Origin of the sequence: Arthrobacter sp. DNA4 (assembly GCF_024362385.1) — a bacterium.
GTDB lineage: Bacteria > Actinomycetota > Actinomycetes > Actinomycetales > Micrococcaceae > Arthrobacter.
In genome coordinates, this window is sequence record NZ_CP101466.1 from 4,179,509 (window position 1) to 4,197,448 (window position 17,940).

Below are 17,940 nucleotides of genomic sequence, written 5' to 3' on the forward strand. Positions count from 1 at the left end.
TTCCCATGGACCCGTTGGCCCAGACCCTCGTTGAACTGGGGGCCGTTGTATTCTGCCTCGGCCTCCTGGCCAGGCTGGCCGGACGGATCGGCATGTCCCCCATCCCCTTCTACCTGCTCGGAGGGCTGGCTTTCGGGGCCGGCGGCATCATCAAGCTTGAAGGCATGCACGAGTTCGCACATCTCTCCGGGGAGATCGGCGTCATCCTCCTGCTGCTTATGCTCGGGCTGGAATATACGGCCGCAGAGCTCTTCACCGGCCTGCGCCGCTCCTGGCAGGCAGGCGTCCTCGACCTCGTCCTGAACTTCCTGCCCGGCGCCGCGCTTGCCCTGCTCCTGGGGTGGGGCGGGGTGGGGGCCATGGTCATGGGCGGCGTCACTTACATATCCTCGTCAGGCATCGCCGCCAAGGTCATCACGGACCTTGGCCGGCTGGGCAACCGGGAAACCCCCGTGGTGTTGTCCATCCTGGTGTTCGAGGACCTGGCCATGGCCGTGTACCTGCCCATCCTCACGGCCACGCTCGCGGGCGTCAGTTTCCTCGGCGGCCTCACCACGGTGGGGATCGCCCTGGCCGTGGTCAGCATGGTCCTCATGGTCGCCCTGCGGCACGGGCACCATGTTTCCAAGGCGGTGCACAGCGAGAACTCCGAGGTCTTCCTGCTGAATGTCCTCGGGGCAGCCCTGCTGGTGGCGGGCGCAGCGTCCGCCATGCAGGTTTCCGCCGCGGTTGGTGCCTTCATGCTGGGGATCGCCATCTCAGGTTCCACCGCCCACAACGCCACCCGCATCCTCGAACCGCTGCGGGACCTGTTCGCAGCCATCTTCTTCGTGGCGTTCGGGCTCAACACGGACCCCTCATCCATCCCGCCGGTCCTGGGCTGGGCCCTGGTCCTGGCCGTGGCCACCGCGGCAACCAAGATGCTGACCGGAATCTGGGCGGCCAAGCAGGCCGGGATTGCCCGGCCCGGGCGCTTCCGCGCCGGCGCCGCCCTGGTGGCCCGCGGCGAATTCTCCATCGTGATCGCGGGCCTGGCTGTCGCTTCGGGAGCGGTCCCGCATCAGCTCGCGGCCCTCGCCACCGCCTACGTGCTGCTGATGGCGGTGATGGGGCCGCTGGCCGCACGCTACGTGGAACCGCTGGCCAAGCCGTTCATCCGGAGGCCGGCGGTCGCACCCCAGCTCTAGCGTTCCCGGCCCGACTGGTGGCCGGCGGCCGGTCACAGGTGCTGCTAGATACTGGTGCGGTGGAAATTCAGGTGGCTGCGGCTGGCGGTGGGACCGCGCTGGCCCTGGTACCGGTTGCCGTACTCCCCCTGGCCGTACGGGAACTCCGCGGCCGAGCTTAGCCGGAAGAAGCAGAGCTGGCCGATCTTCATACCGGGCCACAGCTTGATGGGCAGGGTGGCCATGTTGGACAGTTCGAGGGTGACGTGGCCGGAAAAACCGGGGTCGATGAAGCCTGCGGTGGAGTGCGTCAGCAGGCCAAGCCGGCCCAGGGATGACTTGCCTTCCAGCCGGGCCGCAATGTCATCGGGCAGCGTCACGGTCTCGTAGGTCGACCCCAGGACGAACTCGCCCGGGTGCAGGATAAAGGCCTCGTCCTGCTCCACTTCCACCAGCCGGGTCAGCTCGGGCTGCTCCTGCGCGGGATCGATGTGCGCGTACTTGTGGTTGTCGAACAACCGGAAGAATTTGTCGATCCGGACATCCACGGACGACGGCTGGACCATCGCCGGATCAAACGGTTCCAGCACGATCCGCTGGGAATCAATTTCGGCACGAATGTCGCGGTCAGAGATCAGCACCGTCCCAAATTACCGTATCGGTTATCCACAAGAGCACTTTCCCGTTGTTGCTGTGGCCTCGTGGGGCTAATGTTGCGAATGAAAGCCGCCGGAATGGTCTCCCGGATGGCATAACAGAGCTGGGGATGTTGTGAATAAATTAGTGGCACCGTCTTTTCTTGGCGTGCTCTGTGCGTTGGCGCTGGTCTCGTCGTCCGCGTCCGCACCTCCTGTGCCCGCGCCCCTCAACCACGCGGGAGCAGCGAGCATCTCGCTGGCAGCGCCCCTGGTGCGCGGCGCCGGCATGACCAGTAAGGACGACGGCTCCGCCGGCAGCCTCACCCCTGCCGTCGACCCGGATATCCGGGCGGCGTCGCCCGCGCCGGAGGCCACCCCTGCACCCGCCCCCACGTCCACGCCCGCGGCAGCTCCTTCCACAGTGGCGGTCCAACCCGCAACGGAAACGGCACTACCACCGGCCCCGGCTTTACCATCCACCGAAGCCGCACCCCAGACCGTTTCCATCCCGCCGCTCTGGGCACCGGACCAGGAACTGGCATCGCCGTCCGCCCCATCCGCGGCTGCCGACCCTGCCGCCACACGTACGTCCACGCAAGCCCTGGTCCCGGACAGCAACTCCTCCGCCATCCTTACCCTCTTCACCAAAATCAACGAGTACCGCGTGGCCAACGGCCTGAACAAGGTGAAGTACCACCCCACCGTGGCCGGGTTGTCGCAGGAGTGGTCGGACAACATTGCCACCCGTGAGGTGATCGAGCACCGGGCCAGTTTCTGGACCGACCCCCGCGCGATGAGCCCCAACAACGGCGCCGGTGAGATCATCGCCATCCGCACCGACCGGGACGCAGCCCAGCTCGTGGAATGGTGGAAGGGATCACCCGGCCACAACGCCATGCTCCTGGACCCGCGCTTCAACGTGATGGGCGCAGGGGTCTCCTACACCAACTCCACCTACCAGATCTGGGGTGTGGTGAACTTCTTCGGCTACACCACACTGCCGGCGGGCACCCTCGATTCACCCGGCGGTGCTTCATCGGGAGGATCGCTCCCGGCACCGCCGCCAAGCCTGTGCGACGCACCCGTCAAGCACATGCCGCCCACCCTCAACCTCGCCGCTGCGGCAATCACCGGTCCGGCCGACCTCGTGTCTGTCGACTCCGCGGGACAGCTGCTGGACCGCGCCTCCACCGGGCCCCGCACCTACGCCGCGGCCAGGGTAATCGGCGCAGGCTTTAGCGGAGCCAAGGAAGTCTTCGTCACCGACTGGGACCGCGATGGCACTTTCGACGTCCTGACCCAGTGGGCCAGTGGCAACCTGACCCTGCACCGGGGCATCGCGAGTGGTGGGTTCCAGGCGCCCATCACCCTTGGCGTGGGCGGTTGGGACACCTTGACCCTGGCGGTGGGAGGCTGGTGCGTCCACAACCGGATGCCGCAGATCCTGGCCCTGGACGGTGCCGGAAACCTGTACCTATACGGCAACAAGGGCACCGGGGATATTGCTGAGCGCGTCACGGTTGCCACGGGTGTCTACGCATCCAGGCTGTCCATGGTGGACTACGACGGTGACGGCTTCCAGGACATCCTGGGGCTGAGGGCCGACGGCACCGTGCAGCTCTACCGCGGACTGGGCAGCACCGCGCTCCGCGCAGAAACGCGGGCCACCGTCGCCACCGGCTGGACGGACGTCACGGGAATCCGGGCGCTGCTGAACGCCACCGGACTGAACTCCAGGGGTGTTGCGATCCGCCGGGCCAACGACACCGTGCAGTACTGGGACCTGGGCTCCGGAAGCCTCGCGACGCCGTCGACCATTGCCGGACCATGGACCGGGCAGCGGCTGGCACAGTGATCCCGGATTGAGTCAGAGGGCCGGCTGGAGCTCCAGCACGTTCTTCAGCCGGTCCAGCTGGGCCACGTCGGAACTGACCCGGCGCTGGAGCATCCCGTTAAAGAAGGTCCACCGGCTGAGGAACCCGAACCGTCCCTCGCGTTTGGCTTCCATGGCAAACCGGACCCTGGTGCCGGCGTCTTCGCTGCTGAGGTAGTAGCCGCCCCAGCGGGTGGCAGGGCCGGAAACCACGTGGAACTGGATTTCGGCTCCGGGCCGCACATTGGTGATCTCCAGGTCCGCGGGGATGCTCAGCCCGGAGCGTCCGGCGACCATCTTCCGGTACACCGCGCCCTTGGCTTCGGCCGGGCCCTGCACGAGCTTCACGCTGCGGACGTCGCTGCGCCAGGCGGGAAGATTGGTGGCATCAACGAGGTACTGGTACACGGCCATGGCGTCGCGTTCTATGAGGACCTCGTGCTCTGCGATTGCCATGAAGAAATTCCTGTGGTTGACGTCGGCTGCCGCAATAGCTGCCTCCCCCAAAGCGGCCGCTACCCGGATCAGGTTAGCCACCGCCCAGCACCCAGACCTAGCCGGCACCGCCGACGTTATTGAAGAGTTACTGGATGACGTCCAGTGTTGCAGGACACGGCAGCGGCCGCCGGTCCGGGTTGGCGGGAAGCCCGCAGATCTGCGCTAAGCTAAGGTCTGCCCCGCGCGAGCGCCGGCACTGCGGCTGTAGCTCAATGGTAGAGCGCTAGCTTCCCAAGCTTGATACGCGGGTTCGATTCCCGTCAGCCGCTCTTTCCGCTCCTCCAGCTGAACACGCCCGGAGGCATCCCCCAAGGTGTATGGTCTGCAGTAAGGAACCTTTTGCGGTTCCGCTACAGGAGCAATCATGGCTGATAAGTCACCGCGTCAAACGGCATCAAAAAAGTCCGGAAAGTCCATCAAGGAAAAGCGCGCCGACAAGAGGGCCGCATCCGCCCCTGCCGGTTCCTTGGACGTCACGCCCACCAAAGCGGCGAAGAAGAAGTAAACCAGCACCAGGAACCTGCTGGGCCCAAGTACAAGACCCCGTCATCGAGACCGATGGCGGGGTCTTGTTTCGCGCCTGGGAGGAGCCCAGCGGGCACGCTCCCTAGGCTCCTGCCTGCCGGTTGACGATTCTCAACGGCAGGCGGTCCTTCATGTCCATCCTGACCGTCAGGCCACCCTTCCGCGCCAGGATGGCGGCTACGGTCAGGGCGGCCAGTGCAGGGACACCGCCGGATACCAGCAGGGCCACATGCGGATCGGCGTGTTCGGCAATCCACCCCAGCATGGGCCCGCCCAGCGCCTGGCCGCCGATGAGCACCATGATGTACAGGCTCATCACCCGCCCGCGGATCCCCATGTTGGAGCTGACCTGCACCAGCTGGTTGGAGCCGGTGAGGAACATGAGGCACCAGAAGCCGGACAGCACCATGACCACCCCAAACCAGACCATGGAGGGTGCGAGGACGGCCAGGCAGAGCATCAGGCCATACATTCCGGCGCAGAACACCACTGACCGCAGGCGCAGTTGCCGGCGGCGGGTGGAGGCCACGGCGCCGGACAGCGCGCCGAGTGCCACCAGCGCGTTGAGGAGCCCGTAGCCGCCGGCGCCTATCTTGAATACGTGGTCCGCGAAGGCAGCAAGGAGCACCGGCAGGCTCATGGCAAAAACAGAGATGAAGCTTACCATCAGCCACGGCCAATAGATGGTGGGCTTGCTCAAGGCATAGCGGAGCCCCTCCCGGAGCATTCCCTTGGTCTTGGGGGTGGGAGCGTTGACGTACAGCTGGTCCTTCCGGAGGATCAGCAGCATCACCACCGTGGAGCAGCAGGCAACGGCGTTGGCCGCGAAAGCCCAGCCGGCACCGACCGCCGTCAGGAGCAGGCCGGCAATGGCGGGACCGATCAGGCCGCCCAACTGGAACGTCGTGGAGTTCACGCTGATGGCGTTCCGCAGGTACCGGGGACCAACCAGCTCGTTGACGAACACCTGGCGCGCGGGCTGGTCAAGGACCGTCACCAGGCCCAGGACCAGGGCGATGGCGTAGACGTGCCACACCATGATGACGCCGGTGAGGGCAAGCGTGGCCAGCGTTGCAGCCAGCACGGCAGCCATGCTTTGGCACAGGATGAGGATCTTCCGCTTGGCGAACCTGTCGGCGATCATGCCGCCCCAGGGACCCAGCAGCAGGGACGGCAGGAACTGCAGTGCCACGGTCACGCCGACAGCCGTCACGGAACCGGAGAGCTGCAGCACCAGCCAGTCCTGCGCAATCCGCTGCATCCAGATGGCGATGACGGCGATGAAGTGTCCGGCGGCGAAGATCCGGAAGTTGGGCACCTTCAGCGAGATGAAGGTGTGCTTCCAGGGAAGCCGCTCCGCCACGACGGGGAGCGGCTGGGTCTGGTTGTCGGGCGGCGCTGAACCGGCCGCGTCGATGACTGGCTGGGAGACGGAAGCCGACGAAGGCGGAGGCGGTGCCACAGGAGTGTCCTCAAAATTGCGGGCGGTCTGGGATGTCCTTAACGCTAGGCTGGCCGAGGCGATTATGGAGGGGTATGGTCCCTATAACTCGTATTGCAAAACGCAATAGACAACCCAGCCGGAAGGACACCGGGGACCGTTATGTTCGAACCAGCACAGTTGCGCTCCTTCCTGGCGGTAGCGGACACCCTGAGCTTCACCAAGGCTGCTGAACGCCTGGGCCTGGCCCAGCCCACCATCAGCCAGCACATCCGCAAACTTGAAGCAGCCGCCAAGCGCACCCTGATCACCAGGGACACCCGCGACGTCAGGCTCACGGACAACGGCGATGCGATGGCCGGTTTCGCCCGGAACATTCTGTCCGCGCACGACGCCGCCGCCCGCTATTTCTCGGGGTCGGCCATGCGCGGCCGGCTGCGGTTCGGAACCGCTGACGACCTCGCGATCACCGGGCTGCCCCGGATCCTGCGCGAGTTCCGGCAGATCTACCCGCAGATCAACCTCGAACTCACAGTGGGCCAAAGCGACCAGCTGTACCGAAAGCTCAACGCCGGCCAACTGGACCTCGTCTTCGTGAAGTGGGTGGCCGGGGCCAAAGACGGCACCGTGGTCCAGCACGATTCGTTTTCCTGGGTGGGCCTGGAACAAACGGTGATGGAACCGGGAACTCCCGTACCCCTGATTGCCTATCCCGCCCCCAGCCTCAGCCGAAAATTGGCCATCGATGCACTGGAGGCCAACGGCAGGACGTGGCGGATCACGTGCACCACCCGGCAGATCAGCGGGGTCCTGGCAGCGGTCAGGGCGGGCATCGGCGTGGCCGTCATGCCCACGTCGCTGGTGCCCGAAGACCTGAAGATCATCACCCGGCGCTTCGATCTTCCCGCTGTGGGGGACGTTGACTTCACCCTGATCCGCAATCCGCTGGCCAATGCTGAGGTGATCGACGCCCTGACCCAGTCGATTGTCGGCAGGACCATTAACCGCCAAACTTAACTCTCCCGCGGCTCAATTTCCAGCATTTAGGGGAGTTAGGGGGCCCGTGTCCATTGATAGGGGAAGTGGCATCACCTATGCTGGTTTTCCAAGGTCAAGCAGCAGGCCAGTTCACCGAAACAAGCGCGTATCCGCATGCCGGAAACCATCGCTTGGGACAGGCAGCCAATGACGACAGCCAGGAACATCCACCCAGGATCTGCGCACGCACGCCCGTACTCCACCGTACGGCCGTCCACCCGCCAGAGCACGCTCGGAACCGGACACGCCTCCGTAGATTCCGGATACGTGGGGAAACCCACCTGCGACAAATGCCGTACGGACGAGTTCGTCTACCTCGAGTCGTACATTCCGCCCACCTACCGGCGTGACGGAACGGTGGCCACCCTTGGCGAGGTGGCCTACACCTGCACCCGCTGCGAGGATTTCTCAGCCCACAGCGTCCCTGCCACCTGGACGCCGCCCGGCTGGTACCTGGGCTAGCGGACATACAAAAGGTCCGGCGGTTGGGCTTGTGGAAGCAAGCTCAACCGCCGGACCTTTTTGTGCCCGCAGGCGCTAGATCAGCGCGTCCGACAGATGGTTCGGGGTACCGAACCGGTGGGCGGTGATGCTGACAGCCTGCTCATGCAGGAACGGCAGCAGCTCCACGCGGCCGGCCTCCGTGACGGGGTGGGCGTAGATGGCCAGGTCGGGCCTGCCGCCGGTGGCTTCGGCCAGAGCGGAGGCATTGCCCCCGATCAGGCGGATGCGGGCGCCTGAAAGCTTGCCCGCGGCGGCGAGGTGTCCGGCGGAAGCCAGCCAGCCGGCGTCGGACTCCACCGTCACGTCGATGTCCAGTGCGGTGAGCACGGAGCGCAGCTGGGCAGGAAGTTCGACGGCGGTGGACACCGTGACGGCCGACCCCGCCAGCACTCCAGCCGCCACAGTCCGGACCAGGTGCGCCAGCGGCGCGCCTTCGGAGAGGCGGATGGTGACCGGCAGGCTGCGGTAGCGGAAGATGTTGCGCTCCGCGCCCAGCCCGGAGACGTCCTTGGCAGTGCCGAACTCGTCAGCCCACGCCTCGGCATCGGATGCCAGGGCCCGCTGGACGGACTCAAGGCCTGCCGGCTCCAGGGCGGGACCTGCCGCGTTGAGGATGCGGCGGACGGCCGCGTTGGCTACCGGAGCCTTGGCGGATGCCTCCGCGGGGAGCCAGTCGCCCAGGCCGGCCAGGTAGTTGGGGCCACCGGCCTTCGTGCCGGCGCCGACGGCCGACTTCTTCCAGCCGCCGAATGGCTGGCGCTGGACGATGGCACCGGTGATGCCGCGGTTGATGTAGAGGTTGCCGGCCTGGATGGTGTCCAGCCAAATGCCCAGTTCCTCGGAGTTGAGGGAGTGCAGGCCTGCCGTGAGGCCGTATTCGATCTGGTTCTGGATGGCGATGGCCTCTTCCAGGGTGTCAGCGGTCATCACGCCCAGGACCGGGCCGAAGAATTCGGTCAGGTGGAAGTAGGAGCCGCGCTTGACGCCGTAGCGCACGCCCGGGCTCCACAGCCGGCCGGTCCCGTCCAGCTTCGCCGGTTCCACAGCCCAGCTCTCACCCTCACCCAGCGTGGTGAGGGCGTTAAGGAGCTTGCCGTTGGCGGGTTCGATGATGGGGCCCATCTGGCTGGTGGGGTCCTGCGGGTAGCCCACCTTCAGGGACGTGACGGCGTCGATCAGCTGGTTGTGGAACCGCTTGGACGTCGCCACGGAGCCCACCAGGATCACCAGCGAGGCAGCGGAGCACTTCTGGCCGGCGTGGCCGAACGCGGAGTAGGCCACATCCTTGGCCGCCAGGTCCAGGTCTGCGCTGGGCGTGACGATGATGGCGTTCTTGCCGCTCGTTTCAGCAAGGAGCGGCAGGTCCTTGCGGAAGGACCGGAACAGCTCCGCAGTTTCGTAGCCGCCGGTGAGGATCACTCGGTCCACGGCAGGGTGGCTGATCAGCTGCCGGCCCAGTTCCCGCTCCCCCAGCTGGACCATGGTCAGCACGCCCTTGGGCACACCGGCCTCCCACAGGGCCTCCACCATGACGGCGCCGCTGCGGGCGGCCTGCTTGGCAGGCTTGATCACGACGGCGGATCCGGCGGCGAGTGCCGCAAGCGTGGACCCTGCCGGGATGGCGACCGGGAAGTTCCAGGGCGGCGTGACAACAGTGAGCTTGGCTGGGACGAATGTGGCGCCGTCGACCGTGTCCAGCTTGCGCGCGGATTCGGCGTAGTAGTGGGCGAAGTCCACGGCCTCGCTGACCTCGGGGTCGCCCTGGTCGATTGTCTTGCCGGTCTCGCTGGCCATGACCTCGAGGAGGTCGGCGCGGCGGGCTTCCAGGATCTCACCGGCGCGGTGCAGGATTTCTGCGCGCTCGCTGCCGGAGAGCCCGCCCCAGGCCTTGCCCTTCTCCACGGCGTTGGCAATGGCCGAGTTCAGCGTTTCCTCGTCATTGATGAACGCGGCCTTGACGGAGGCGTTGCCCAGCGTGGAGGACGGGACGCGGCCAAGGATGGCCCGGCCCCAGATGCGGTTGGTAAGCAGCGCGGGGTCGGTGTCCGGGGTGTTGCGGAAACCGGTGTGCGGCATCGCCGCGGGGGGAAGGCTGCGGTCCTGCCGGCGGTTGGGCAGCGGAACGGTGTTGTCCAGGGCCTCCAGCGAGGAGAGGAAGCGCTGCTTCTCGCGCTCGAACAGCCCTTCGTTTTCGCTGAGCTCGAAGACCGCTGACATGAAGTTTTCCTGGCTGGCGCCCTCTTCCAGGCGGCGGATCAGGTAGGCGATGGCGACGTCGAACTCGGACGGGTGCACCACCGGGGTGTAAAGCAGCAGCGAGCCGACGTCCTTCTTGACGGCCTCGGCCTGGCCCTGCGCCATGCCCAGCAGCATCTCGAATTCGATGCCGGACTCCACACCGCGCTGCTTGGCCAGGAGCCAGGCGAAGGCAATGTCGAACAGGTTATGGCCTGCGACGCCGATGCGGATGTTCTTGATGCGTTCGGGGTGCAGCGCGTAGTTGATGACGCTCTTGTAGCTGGTGTCGGAGTCCTGCTTGGAACCCCAGGTGGCCAGCGGCCAGTCGTGCAGCGAAGCTTCCACCTGTTCCATGGGCAGGTTGGCGCCCTTGACCACGCGGACCTTGATGCCGGCGCCACCGTTGGCACGGCGTTCGGCAGCCCAGTCCTGCAGCCGGATCATGGCGGACAGGGCGTCCGGGAGGTAGGCCTGGAGCACGATGCCGGCCTCAAGGTTCTTGAACTCGGGCTTGTCCAGGATCCGGGTGAACACCGCGATGGTCATGTCCAGGTCCTTGTATTCCTCCATGTCCAGGTTGATGAACTTGGCCTTGGGGAAGGAGGCGGCGCGCTGGAAGAGCGGCGTGAGCTTTTCGACGACGTGTTCCACGGCTTCGTCGAAGGCCCAGGCGGAGTGCGGGGCCACGGTGGAGGAGACCTTGATGGAGACGTAGTCGACGTCCGGGCGGCCCAGCAGCGTGTGCGTGCCTTCGAGGCGGCGGGATGCCTCGTGCTCGCCGAGGACTGCCTCGCCCAGGAGGTTGACGTTGAGCTTGATGCCGTCCTTCTTGATCTTGGCGATGGCCGGGCCCAGCTTGGCGTCGGTGGCATCAACGATCAGGTGGCCCACCATTTCGCGCAGGACCTTGCGGGCCACGGGGATGACCACCTGCGGCAGGACGGGAGCCATGGTGCCGCCCAGTGCCACGGCGCTGCGCATGTACCAGGGCAGGAAGGCGGGAACCTTGGGGGCCAGTTTCGCGAGGTTGCGGGCGGCGACGTTGAGGTCCTCGGGACGGACCACGCCGTCCACGAAGCCCACCGTGAAGTCCAGGCCGTTGGGGTCCTTCAGGACGCCGGCCAGCTGCTCCGCGGAAGCGTCCACCGGAACCTTGGCGGCCTCGGTGAGCCAGCGCCGGACCAGGGCGACCGCTTCATTGGCGAGGGCCTTTGCCTGGGGGACGTCGACGTCGACGGTCTGCGGGGTGGCCGCCTTGGCGACTGCCGGTTCCATTGCAACGTGGGTCATTGTTTTTCCCGATCTTTCTGGTGTTCTGGGAGGTCTTTCCACCAGTATGAGCTTCAACTCACATAAGATAAAGCGATCTTTCCCAACCAGTACAGGTTAGGAAAACCAATGTTTTATTCACCTCCCACGCCCCATCACCTGATGCCCCAAAACCGCCAACGCCGCATCACATTCCGCCCCCAAGCCGCCGGCGCCCCATCACCTTCCGCCCAAAGCAACGAACCCTCCCCCACGGAATGTGGGGGAGGGTTCGGCTGGACGCCGCATTATCTGATGGGGCGTTGGGGAAAAACGGGCAGAAGGTGATGGCGCGTCCGGGGAGAGGTCAGGAAAGCGGGCGGTGCAGCTCTGCGAGTTCCTCGTGGCGGGGGCTGTTGGGGTTCATCAGCGAGTGCTTGCGGCCGTAGCCGAAGTAGATGACCAGACCGATGATCAGCCACACCACGAACCGCAGCCAGGTTTCCCAGTGCAGCTGCAGCATCAGGAAGGCGGAGGCCAGGACACCGAACGCCGGGATGACGGGCATCAGGGGCAGGCGGAACGTACGGGGAGCATCAGGGCGCTTGTAACGGAAGATGATCACGGACAGGCAAACGACGACGAACGCGGCCAGGATGCCGATGTTGGTGAGGTCCGCGACTGCCTTGATGGGGAAGACGCCGGCGAGGAAGGCGGAGGCGATGCCGCCGATCCAGGTGACGCGCTGCGGGGTGCCGTGCCGGTCGGTCTTGGCAAACCAGCCGGGGAGCAGGCCGTCACGGCTCATGGAGAACCAGACGCGTGTGACGCCGAGCAGGAAGGTGAGCATCACGGTGAGGATGGACAGGACCGCGAACACCGAAATGATGGTGGCGATGACGGGCAGGCCCACGGAAGTGAAGGCGGAGGCGAAGCCTGCCTTGGGGTCGATGTCCTTGTAGTTCTGCATGCCGGTGAGGACCAGGGTGGCGGCAACATAAAGGAGCATGGCGATGATGAGCGAGAGCACGATGGCCTTGGGCATGTGCTTCTTGCCGTCCTTGGCTTCCTCGGCTGCGGTACTCATGGCGTCGTAGCCGAACACGGCGAAGAAGACGGTGGCGGAGCCTGCCACCACGGGACCGAACCCACTCGGCATGAACGGGTTGTAGTTGTTGGTGTCGATGTAGAAGACGCCGAGCCCGATGATGAACAGGATCAGGATGACCTTGATGGCCACGGCGATTAGTTCGAACCGGCCGAACGCCTTGGTGCCACGGGAGAGGATCCAGGTGACCAGGAGGCAGACGAGGATGGCCGGGATATTGACGATCCCGCCCTTGCCTTCGTCAAAGGTGGAGGTCATCCAGGTGGGCAGGTGGATGCCGATGCCGGTCAGGAAGGCGTCCAGGTAACCGGAGATGCCGATGGCCACCACGGCGACGATGGCGATGTATTCCAGCAGCAGGTCCCAGCCGATGAACCAGCCGATCACCTCGCCAAGGGCCACGTAGCCGTAGGTGTAGGCGGAGCCCGCGCGCGGGATCATGCCGGCGAACTCTGCGTAGGAGAGGGCGGCGGCCGCGGAGGCGAGGCCTGCAATCAGGAAGGAAATCAGCACCGCGGGCCCCACCCCGGGTGTGCCTTCACTGCCGGCGGCCACCAGCCCCGCGAGGGAGAAGATGCCGACGCCGATAATCCCGCCAACGCCAATGGCGGTGAGCTGCCACAGCCCGAGGGACTTGAACAGTCCGCTGTGCTTGCTCTCTTCTTCGATGTCATCGATGGGCTTTCGCCGCATGATCGATTGGCTCAAATCTTTGCTGCTCATCAGGAACTCCTGGTTGGGGTGCGACCCCGCCGCGGCACGCCAAGAAACCTGGCTGTGACGGGGGTAACTCAGTTTCAACAGTATGCGTGCGCAATTGCGTTAGATAAAGTGGCTACTTCTAACCTATATTCGTTAGTTTCAGTTAGGAATCCATCATGCTTGATGTGCGCAGGCTGCGGCTGCTCCGTGAATTAAGCATCCGTGGGACGCTGGCGGAGGTGGCCGAGGCGCTTCAGTACAGCCCGTCGTCGGTATCGCAGCAGCTGGCCCTCCTGGAGAAGGAAGTGGGCGTCGAGCTGCTCCGGAAGACGGGCCGGCGGGTGCAGCTGACGCCCCAGGCGGAAGTGCTGGTGGCACACACCGCGCAGCTGCTGGAAACCATGGAGCAGGCAGAAGCGGACCTGGCTGCATCCCTGACCACGGTCACGGGGACGGTGCGGATCGCGGTGTTCCAGTCCGCGGCGCTCGCCCTGATGCCGGACACCCTGACGCGCATGGCCGCGACGTACCCCGAGGTGCGGATCGAGATGATCCAGCGTGAGCCCGAGACGGCGCTGCATGAAACGTGGGCGCGGGACTTCGACCTGGTGATTGCCGAGCAGTATCCGGGACACGCGGCGCCGCGCTACCCCGAGTTGGACAAGGTGAAGCTGACCACCGACGCCATCCGGCTGGCCGTTCCGCCCGCGTCCGGCGGCGGCCCCGCGATCCGTTCCCTGGAGGACACGGCAGACCTGGCCTGGGTCATGGAACCGCGCGGCGCCGCATCGCGGCACTGGGCAGAACAGGCGTGCCGCAGTGCAGGATTCGAGCCCGATGTCCGGTTTGAAACCGCCGACCTGCAGGCGCAGGCCCGCCTGATCGAGTCCGGCAATGCCGTGGCCCTGATGCCGGACCTGGTGTGGACGGGCCGCGGCACCACCGCGCAGCTCCTGGAGCTGCCGGGCAAGCCGCACCGCACCATTTTCACCTCGGTGCGCCGCTCCAGCACCCAGCGCCCGGCCATCCTGGCAGCCAGGGAAACCCTGGCTGCGGCTGCGGCGGCGGTGGCAACGGACGACGCCGGGTGACCGGCCGCCGTCGTCCGCGTCCTTCCGTGCGTAGCCAGGCCGCCCGTGGCTGCGCAGGTGCGTCCCCTGAGCCTTGAGCACCCGTGTCACCGCGCGGGCCCGTATGTTTCGTGCGTCACTGCGGGTAAAGGGCCGCAGGACTAGACTGGACCCGTTATGAATCGAACAATGTTCAAGTCCAAAATCCACAGGGCCACCGTCACGCACGCCGACCTGCACTACGTCGGCTCGGTCACCGTTGACCTCGACCTGCTCGAAGCCGCCGACATCCTGCCCGGCGAGCTGGTGTCCATTGTGGACGTCACCAACGGCGCGCGGCTTGAAACCTACACGATCGCCGGCGAGCGCGGTTCCGGCGTCATCGGCATCAACGGTGCAGCGGCGCACCTCATGCACGAGAACGACATCGTCATCCTCATTACCTACGCGGAAATGACCACCGAAGAGGCCAGGGCCTACGAGCCCAAGGTGGTCCACGTGGACCGGGACAACCGGATCATCCAGCTGGGCAACGACCCCGCCGAAAGCCTCACCCCCGGCATGATGCGCCCCCCTTTCGCGCTTAACAACGCCACCCTGTAACCGGAGCGTGCGACCCGGTCCCTGCCTCCGCCGTGCCCGAACGGCTGATCCTTGCTAGGGGTGCTGGCAGGGTTCTTCGTGGTCTGGTGCATCATCCTGGTGGGATGGTTCGTGGGCCGGCAGCGGATCCTCGGCGATAACGCCCGCCCCGTACTGAGCGGCCTGACGTTCTTCGTGGCCAGCCCGGCGCTCCTTTTCGAAACCCTGAGCAAGGCCCGCCTGCAGGAAGTCTTCGCCGAGCCGCTGCTGGTCACGGCGGTGGCGGCGATTACCACTGCCGCCATCTTCTTCGCCCTGGCCAGGTTCTGGCTGAAGCGGGCCCTCCCGGAATCGCTGATGTCCGCCATGTCCGCGTCCCTTGCGAACTCGGCGAACCTGGGTATTCCCATCGCGGTATATGTCCTGGGCGATGCCAGCTACGTGGCGCCGCTGCTGATCTTCCAGCTGGCCTTCTTCACCCCGATGTTCCTGATGATCCTGGACTCGAGCACCAGCACGCACCGGACCACGGTCCTGGGATTCTTCCTGATGATCCTGCGCAATCCCATGATCGTGGGCTCAGGCCTGGGGCTGCTGGTGGCAGGCACCGGTTTCCAGGTTCCGGCGCTGGTCATGGAGCCGATCCACCTGATTGGCGGGGCCGCGATTCCCGCCATGCTGATGGCGTTCGGGGTGAGCCTGAACGGCACGCGGCCCCTGCAGGCTTCGTCCGGACGCCGGGTGGATACCCTGCTGGCAAGTGGCTTCAAGCTCGCTGTCCAGCCGGCCTTGGCTTATGTTTTTGCCCGCTTCGCGCTTGGCATGGACGGCCATGCGCTGTTTGCGGTGGTGGTGACGTCCTCCCTGCCCACCGCGCAGAATGTGTTTGTGGCCGCCAGCCGTTACCAAACCGGGCTTACCGTCGCCAAGGACACCGTGCTGATCACCACCGTGGTGGCAGTGCCCGCCATGATCGGTGTCGCGCTGCTGCTGGCGTGAGCCCTGGCCACGAGTCGTAACTGCAGCTTGGAGGGCTGATGAATACTGTGCTGGATACCGTAGTGATCGGTGGTGGCGCCATGGGCTCGGCCGCCGCGTGGGCACTGTCCCGCCGCGGCCGGCAGGTGACGCTCGTGGAGCAGTTCGGCCCCGGGCACAAGATCGGCGCGTCCCACGGCGCCACCCGAAACCTCAACCCGGGCTACCACCAGCCGGACTACGTGGCCATGCTGGCCGAGGGGCTGGCCCTATGGGACGAGCTGGAGCAGGACAGCGGCGTGCAGCTGCTGGCGCGCACCGGCGTCGTCACCCATGGTCCTGGCGGCGACCTCCCGAAAGTCGCCGCAGCCCTCACCGAGGCCGGCATCAGCGCCGAATTCCTGTCCCCCGGTGAGGCCGGCGAACGCTGGCGCGGCATCCGGTTCGACCAGCAGGTCCTGCTTATGCCCGACGGCGGCCAGCTCAACCCCGAGGCGGCGCTGCCCGCCTTCCAGCGTCTCGCCTCCGCCCTGGGCGCCGAGATCCGGCACCATACCAAGGTGGTGGACTTCGAGGTGTTCGACGACGGCGTGCGGCTGGTGCTGGAATCGGCTGCGGGCACGGAGGTGGTCACCGCAGCCCAGGCCGTGGTGACGGCGGGCGGCTGGACGGAGAAGCTGCTGGCCAAGGTGGTGGGCACGGCTGGCGCAGCGTTGCGGATCCCGAAGCTCAGGGTGACCCAGGAGCAGCCGGCGCATTTCCGCGTGGCGGACCCCGGCGCGGTGTGGCCCGGCTTCAACCACTACCCGGGCCCGGATTACCAGGGCTGGTACTCCCCCGTGTACGGAATGCAGACCCCCGGCGAAGGCATCAAGGCCGGCTGGCACGGGGTGGGCCCGGTGGTGGACCCGGACCTGCGGGACTTTCTGCCGGAACCAACGCAGCTGGCAGCGCTGCAGGAGTACGCACGGCAGTGGCTGCCCGGCGTTGACCCCGATTCGTTCGAGGCCATCAGCTGCACGTACACCACCACCCCGGACGAGGACTTTGTCCTGGACCGCATCGGGCCCGTGGTGATCGGTGCGGGCTTCTCCGGCCATGGCTTCAAGTTCACCCCGGTGGTGGGGCGGATCCTGGCCGACCTTGCCACCGGGACCCGGCCCGCGCCGTCGATCTTCCGCGCGTCCCGCTAGGGGCCTCGACCTAGAGAAAGAGAACCAGTGATGACAATCCCAGAAGAAGTCGACACTCCAGAGATCCTGGTCGACCGGGATGTGCTCCAGCGGAACATCGACCGCATGGCCGCTGCCGTCCACGCGAAAGGCTTGAACCTCCGACCCCACGTGAAAACCCACAAGGTGCCCGAAATCGCGCAACTGCAGCTGGCGGCCGGTGCAGTCGGCATCACTGTCGCGACCCTCGGGGAGGCTGAAGTCTTTGCAGGACACGGAGCTACCGACATCTTCATCGCTTACCCCATCTGGGTCGGTCCTCGTCAAGCCGAACGCCTGCGCCGACTTGCTGCCACCATAAAGATCTCAGTAGGACTGGATTCACGGGAGGCCGCCCAAGCCATGGGAGCGTCCTTGGATGACGCAGCCAGCGACTTTGACGTGCTGCTGGAAATCGACAGCGGCCATCACCGAAGCGGAATCGCTCCAGGTGCGGTCGTTGACGTGGCCCGCGCCGCGGCGCGCGCCGGTCTGAGGGTCAGAGGCGTCTTCACCTTCCCGGGCCACAGCTATGCCCCCGGGATGCCCCTGAAAGCAACCGAAGAAGAACGGTTGGCCCTCAGACAGGCCTCGGACCTGCTTACGCAAGCAGGATTTGAAATCCTGCATCGCAGCGGCGGTTCAACTCCCACCGCCACTCTCACCGGTGATTCCGTAGCCACCGAGGTCCGGCCTGGAGTTTATGTCTTCAATGACGCCCAGCAACTGGAACTGGAACGATGCGCCCCTGAAGACATCGCGCTGACCGTCGCCGCAACAGTGGTAAGCCGGCATGAGGGCGACGACGTCATACCGCGAAGGATCGTCCTGGACTCCGGCAGCAAAATCCTGGGCGGCGACCGACCTGCGTGGGCCACCGGCTTTGGACGGCTGCTCGACTATCCCGAAGCACGCATCACCGCGCTCTCGGAACATCACGCGACCGTGGTCTGGCCAGCAGATGCAGAGCTCCCGCCTCTCGGAGAGCGGTTACGGGTAATACCGAACCACGTATGCGTGGCCGTGAATCTCGTTGACGACATCACTGTCGTCGCCAGCGGCAAAATCGTGGACCGCTGGCGCGTAGCCGCACGCGGAAAAAACAAATAGCGGGGAAGTA

General features: G+C 65.9%; 15 protein-coding genes and 1 tRNA gene. 11 read left to right on the forward strand and 5 right to left on the reverse strand.

What is annotated here, in order from left to right; all coding sequences use genetic code 11:
• Positions 1-5 precede the first annotated feature (5 nt).
• Positions 6-1,187 carry a cation:proton antiporter gene (locus tag NMQ03_RS19380; RefSeq protein WP_255173558.1) on the forward strand — a complete coding sequence of 394 codons (1,182 nt, stop codon included), beginning with the start codon at positions 6-8 and terminating at the stop codon, positions 1,185-1,187.
• A gap of 44 nt (positions 1,188-1,231) precedes the next feature.
• On the opposite strand, the gene dcd is transcribed toward NMQ03_RS19380, so the two are convergent.
• Positions 1,232-1,807 carry a dCTP deaminase gene (gene dcd / locus NMQ03_RS19385; RefSeq protein WP_159630142.1) on the reverse strand — a complete coding sequence of 192 codons (576 nt, stop codon included), beginning with the start codon at positions 1,805-1,807 and terminating at the stop codon, positions 1,232-1,234.
• A 142-nt stretch (positions 1,808-1,949) separates the two neighbouring features.
• On the opposite strand from dcd, the gene NMQ03_RS19390 reads away from it, so the two are divergent.
• Positions 1,950-3,659 carry a CAP domain-containing protein gene (locus tag NMQ03_RS19390; RefSeq protein WP_255173559.1) on the forward strand — a complete coding sequence of 570 codons (1,710 nt, stop codon included), beginning with the start codon at positions 1,950-1,952 and terminating at the stop codon, positions 3,657-3,659.
• 12 nt (positions 3,660-3,671) lie between these two features.
• Here NMQ03_RS19390 and NMQ03_RS19395 read toward each other — a convergent pair whose 3' ends face one another.
• Entirely contained in the window at positions 3,672-4,133 is a 462-nt protein-coding gene (locus NMQ03_RS19395) for an SRPBCC family protein (RefSeq protein ID WP_255173560.1), read from the reverse strand.
• A 240-nt stretch (positions 4,134-4,373) separates the two neighbouring features.
• On the opposite strand from NMQ03_RS19395, the gene NMQ03_RS19400 reads away from it, so the two are divergent.
• Positions 4,374-4,444 (forward strand) — tRNA-Gly (locus tag NMQ03_RS19400).
• Positions 4,445-4,539: 95 nt separating this feature from the next.
• Positions 4,540-4,680: a hypothetical protein gene (locus tag NMQ03_RS19405; protein WP_201302376.1), complete on the forward strand. Its 141-nt coding sequence runs from the start codon at positions 4,540-4,542 to the stop codon at positions 4,678-4,680.
• A gap of 102 nt (positions 4,681-4,782) precedes the next feature.
• Here the strand turns inward: NMQ03_RS19405 and NMQ03_RS19410 are convergent, their stop codons facing one another.
• On the reverse strand, positions 4,783-6,162 hold the full coding sequence (locus tag NMQ03_RS19410; RefSeq protein ID WP_255173561.1) for an MFS transporter: 1,380 nt from the start codon (positions 6,160-6,162) through the stop codon (positions 4,783-4,785).
• A 141-nt stretch (positions 6,163-6,303) separates the two neighbouring features.
• On the opposite strand from NMQ03_RS19410, the gene NMQ03_RS19415 reads away from it, so the two are divergent.
• Both NMQ03_RS19415 and NMQ03_RS19420 read left to right on the forward strand, forming a co-directional pair.
• A complete protein-coding gene (locus NMQ03_RS19415; RefSeq protein WP_255173562.1) occupies positions 6,304-7,158 on the forward strand; it encodes a LysR substrate-binding domain-containing protein in 855 nt (284 codons plus the stop codon).
• Positions 7,159-7,446: 288 nt separating this feature from the next.
• Positions 7,447-7,641 (forward strand): hypothetical protein, encoded by a 195-nt coding sequence (locus NMQ03_RS19420; protein ID WP_255173563.1) that lies wholly within the window; start codon positions 7,447-7,449, stop codon positions 7,639-7,641.
• Between the two features lie 75 nt (positions 7,642-7,716).
• Here the strand turns inward: NMQ03_RS19420 and NMQ03_RS19425 are convergent, their stop codons facing one another.
• Both NMQ03_RS19425 and NMQ03_RS19430 read right to left on the reverse strand, forming a co-directional pair.
• Positions 7,717-11,211, reverse strand: a complete 3,495-nt coding sequence (locus NMQ03_RS19425) for a bifunctional proline dehydrogenase/L-glutamate gamma-semialdehyde dehydrogenase (RefSeq protein WP_255173564.1) — start codon at positions 11,209-11,211, stop codon at positions 7,717-7,719.
• 325 nt (positions 11,212-11,536) lie between these two features.
• Positions 11,537-13,000: an amino acid permease gene (locus NMQ03_RS19430; protein WP_255173565.1), complete on the reverse strand. Its 1,464-nt coding sequence runs from the start codon at positions 12,998-13,000 to the stop codon at positions 11,537-11,539.
• Positions 13,001-13,155: 155 nt separating this feature from the next.
• Between NMQ03_RS19430 and NMQ03_RS19435 the strand changes: the two genes are divergently transcribed.
• From NMQ03_RS19435 to NMQ03_RS19455, 5 genes are all read left to right on the forward strand, one after another.
• On the forward strand, positions 13,156-14,070 hold the full coding sequence (locus NMQ03_RS19435; protein ID WP_255173566.1) for a LysR substrate-binding domain-containing protein: 915 nt from the start codon (positions 13,156-13,158) through the stop codon (positions 14,068-14,070).
• A 156-nt stretch (positions 14,071-14,226) separates the two neighbouring features.
• The gene (panD, locus tag NMQ03_RS19440; protein WP_255173567.1) at positions 14,227-14,652 is read left to right on the forward strand and encodes an aspartate 1-decarboxylase; all 426 of its coding nucleotides are present in this window, start codon (positions 14,227-14,229) and stop codon (positions 14,650-14,652) included.
• A gap of 51 nt (positions 14,653-14,703) precedes the next feature.
• A complete protein-coding gene (locus tag NMQ03_RS19445) occupies positions 14,704-15,630 on the forward strand; it encodes an AEC family transporter (protein WP_255173568.1) in 927 nt (308 codons plus the stop codon).
• Between the two features lie 38 nt (positions 15,631-15,668).
• Positions 15,669-16,802: an FAD-dependent oxidoreductase gene (locus tag NMQ03_RS19450; RefSeq protein ID WP_255173569.1), complete on the forward strand. Its 1,134-nt coding sequence runs from the start codon at positions 15,669-15,671 to the stop codon at positions 16,800-16,802.
• Positions 16,803-16,829: 27 nt separating this feature from the next.
• On the forward strand, positions 16,830-17,930 hold the full coding sequence (locus NMQ03_RS19455; protein WP_255173570.1) for a D-TA family PLP-dependent enzyme: 1,101 nt from the start codon (positions 16,830-16,832) through the stop codon (positions 17,928-17,930).
• Positions 17,931-17,940 lie beyond the last annotated feature (10 nt).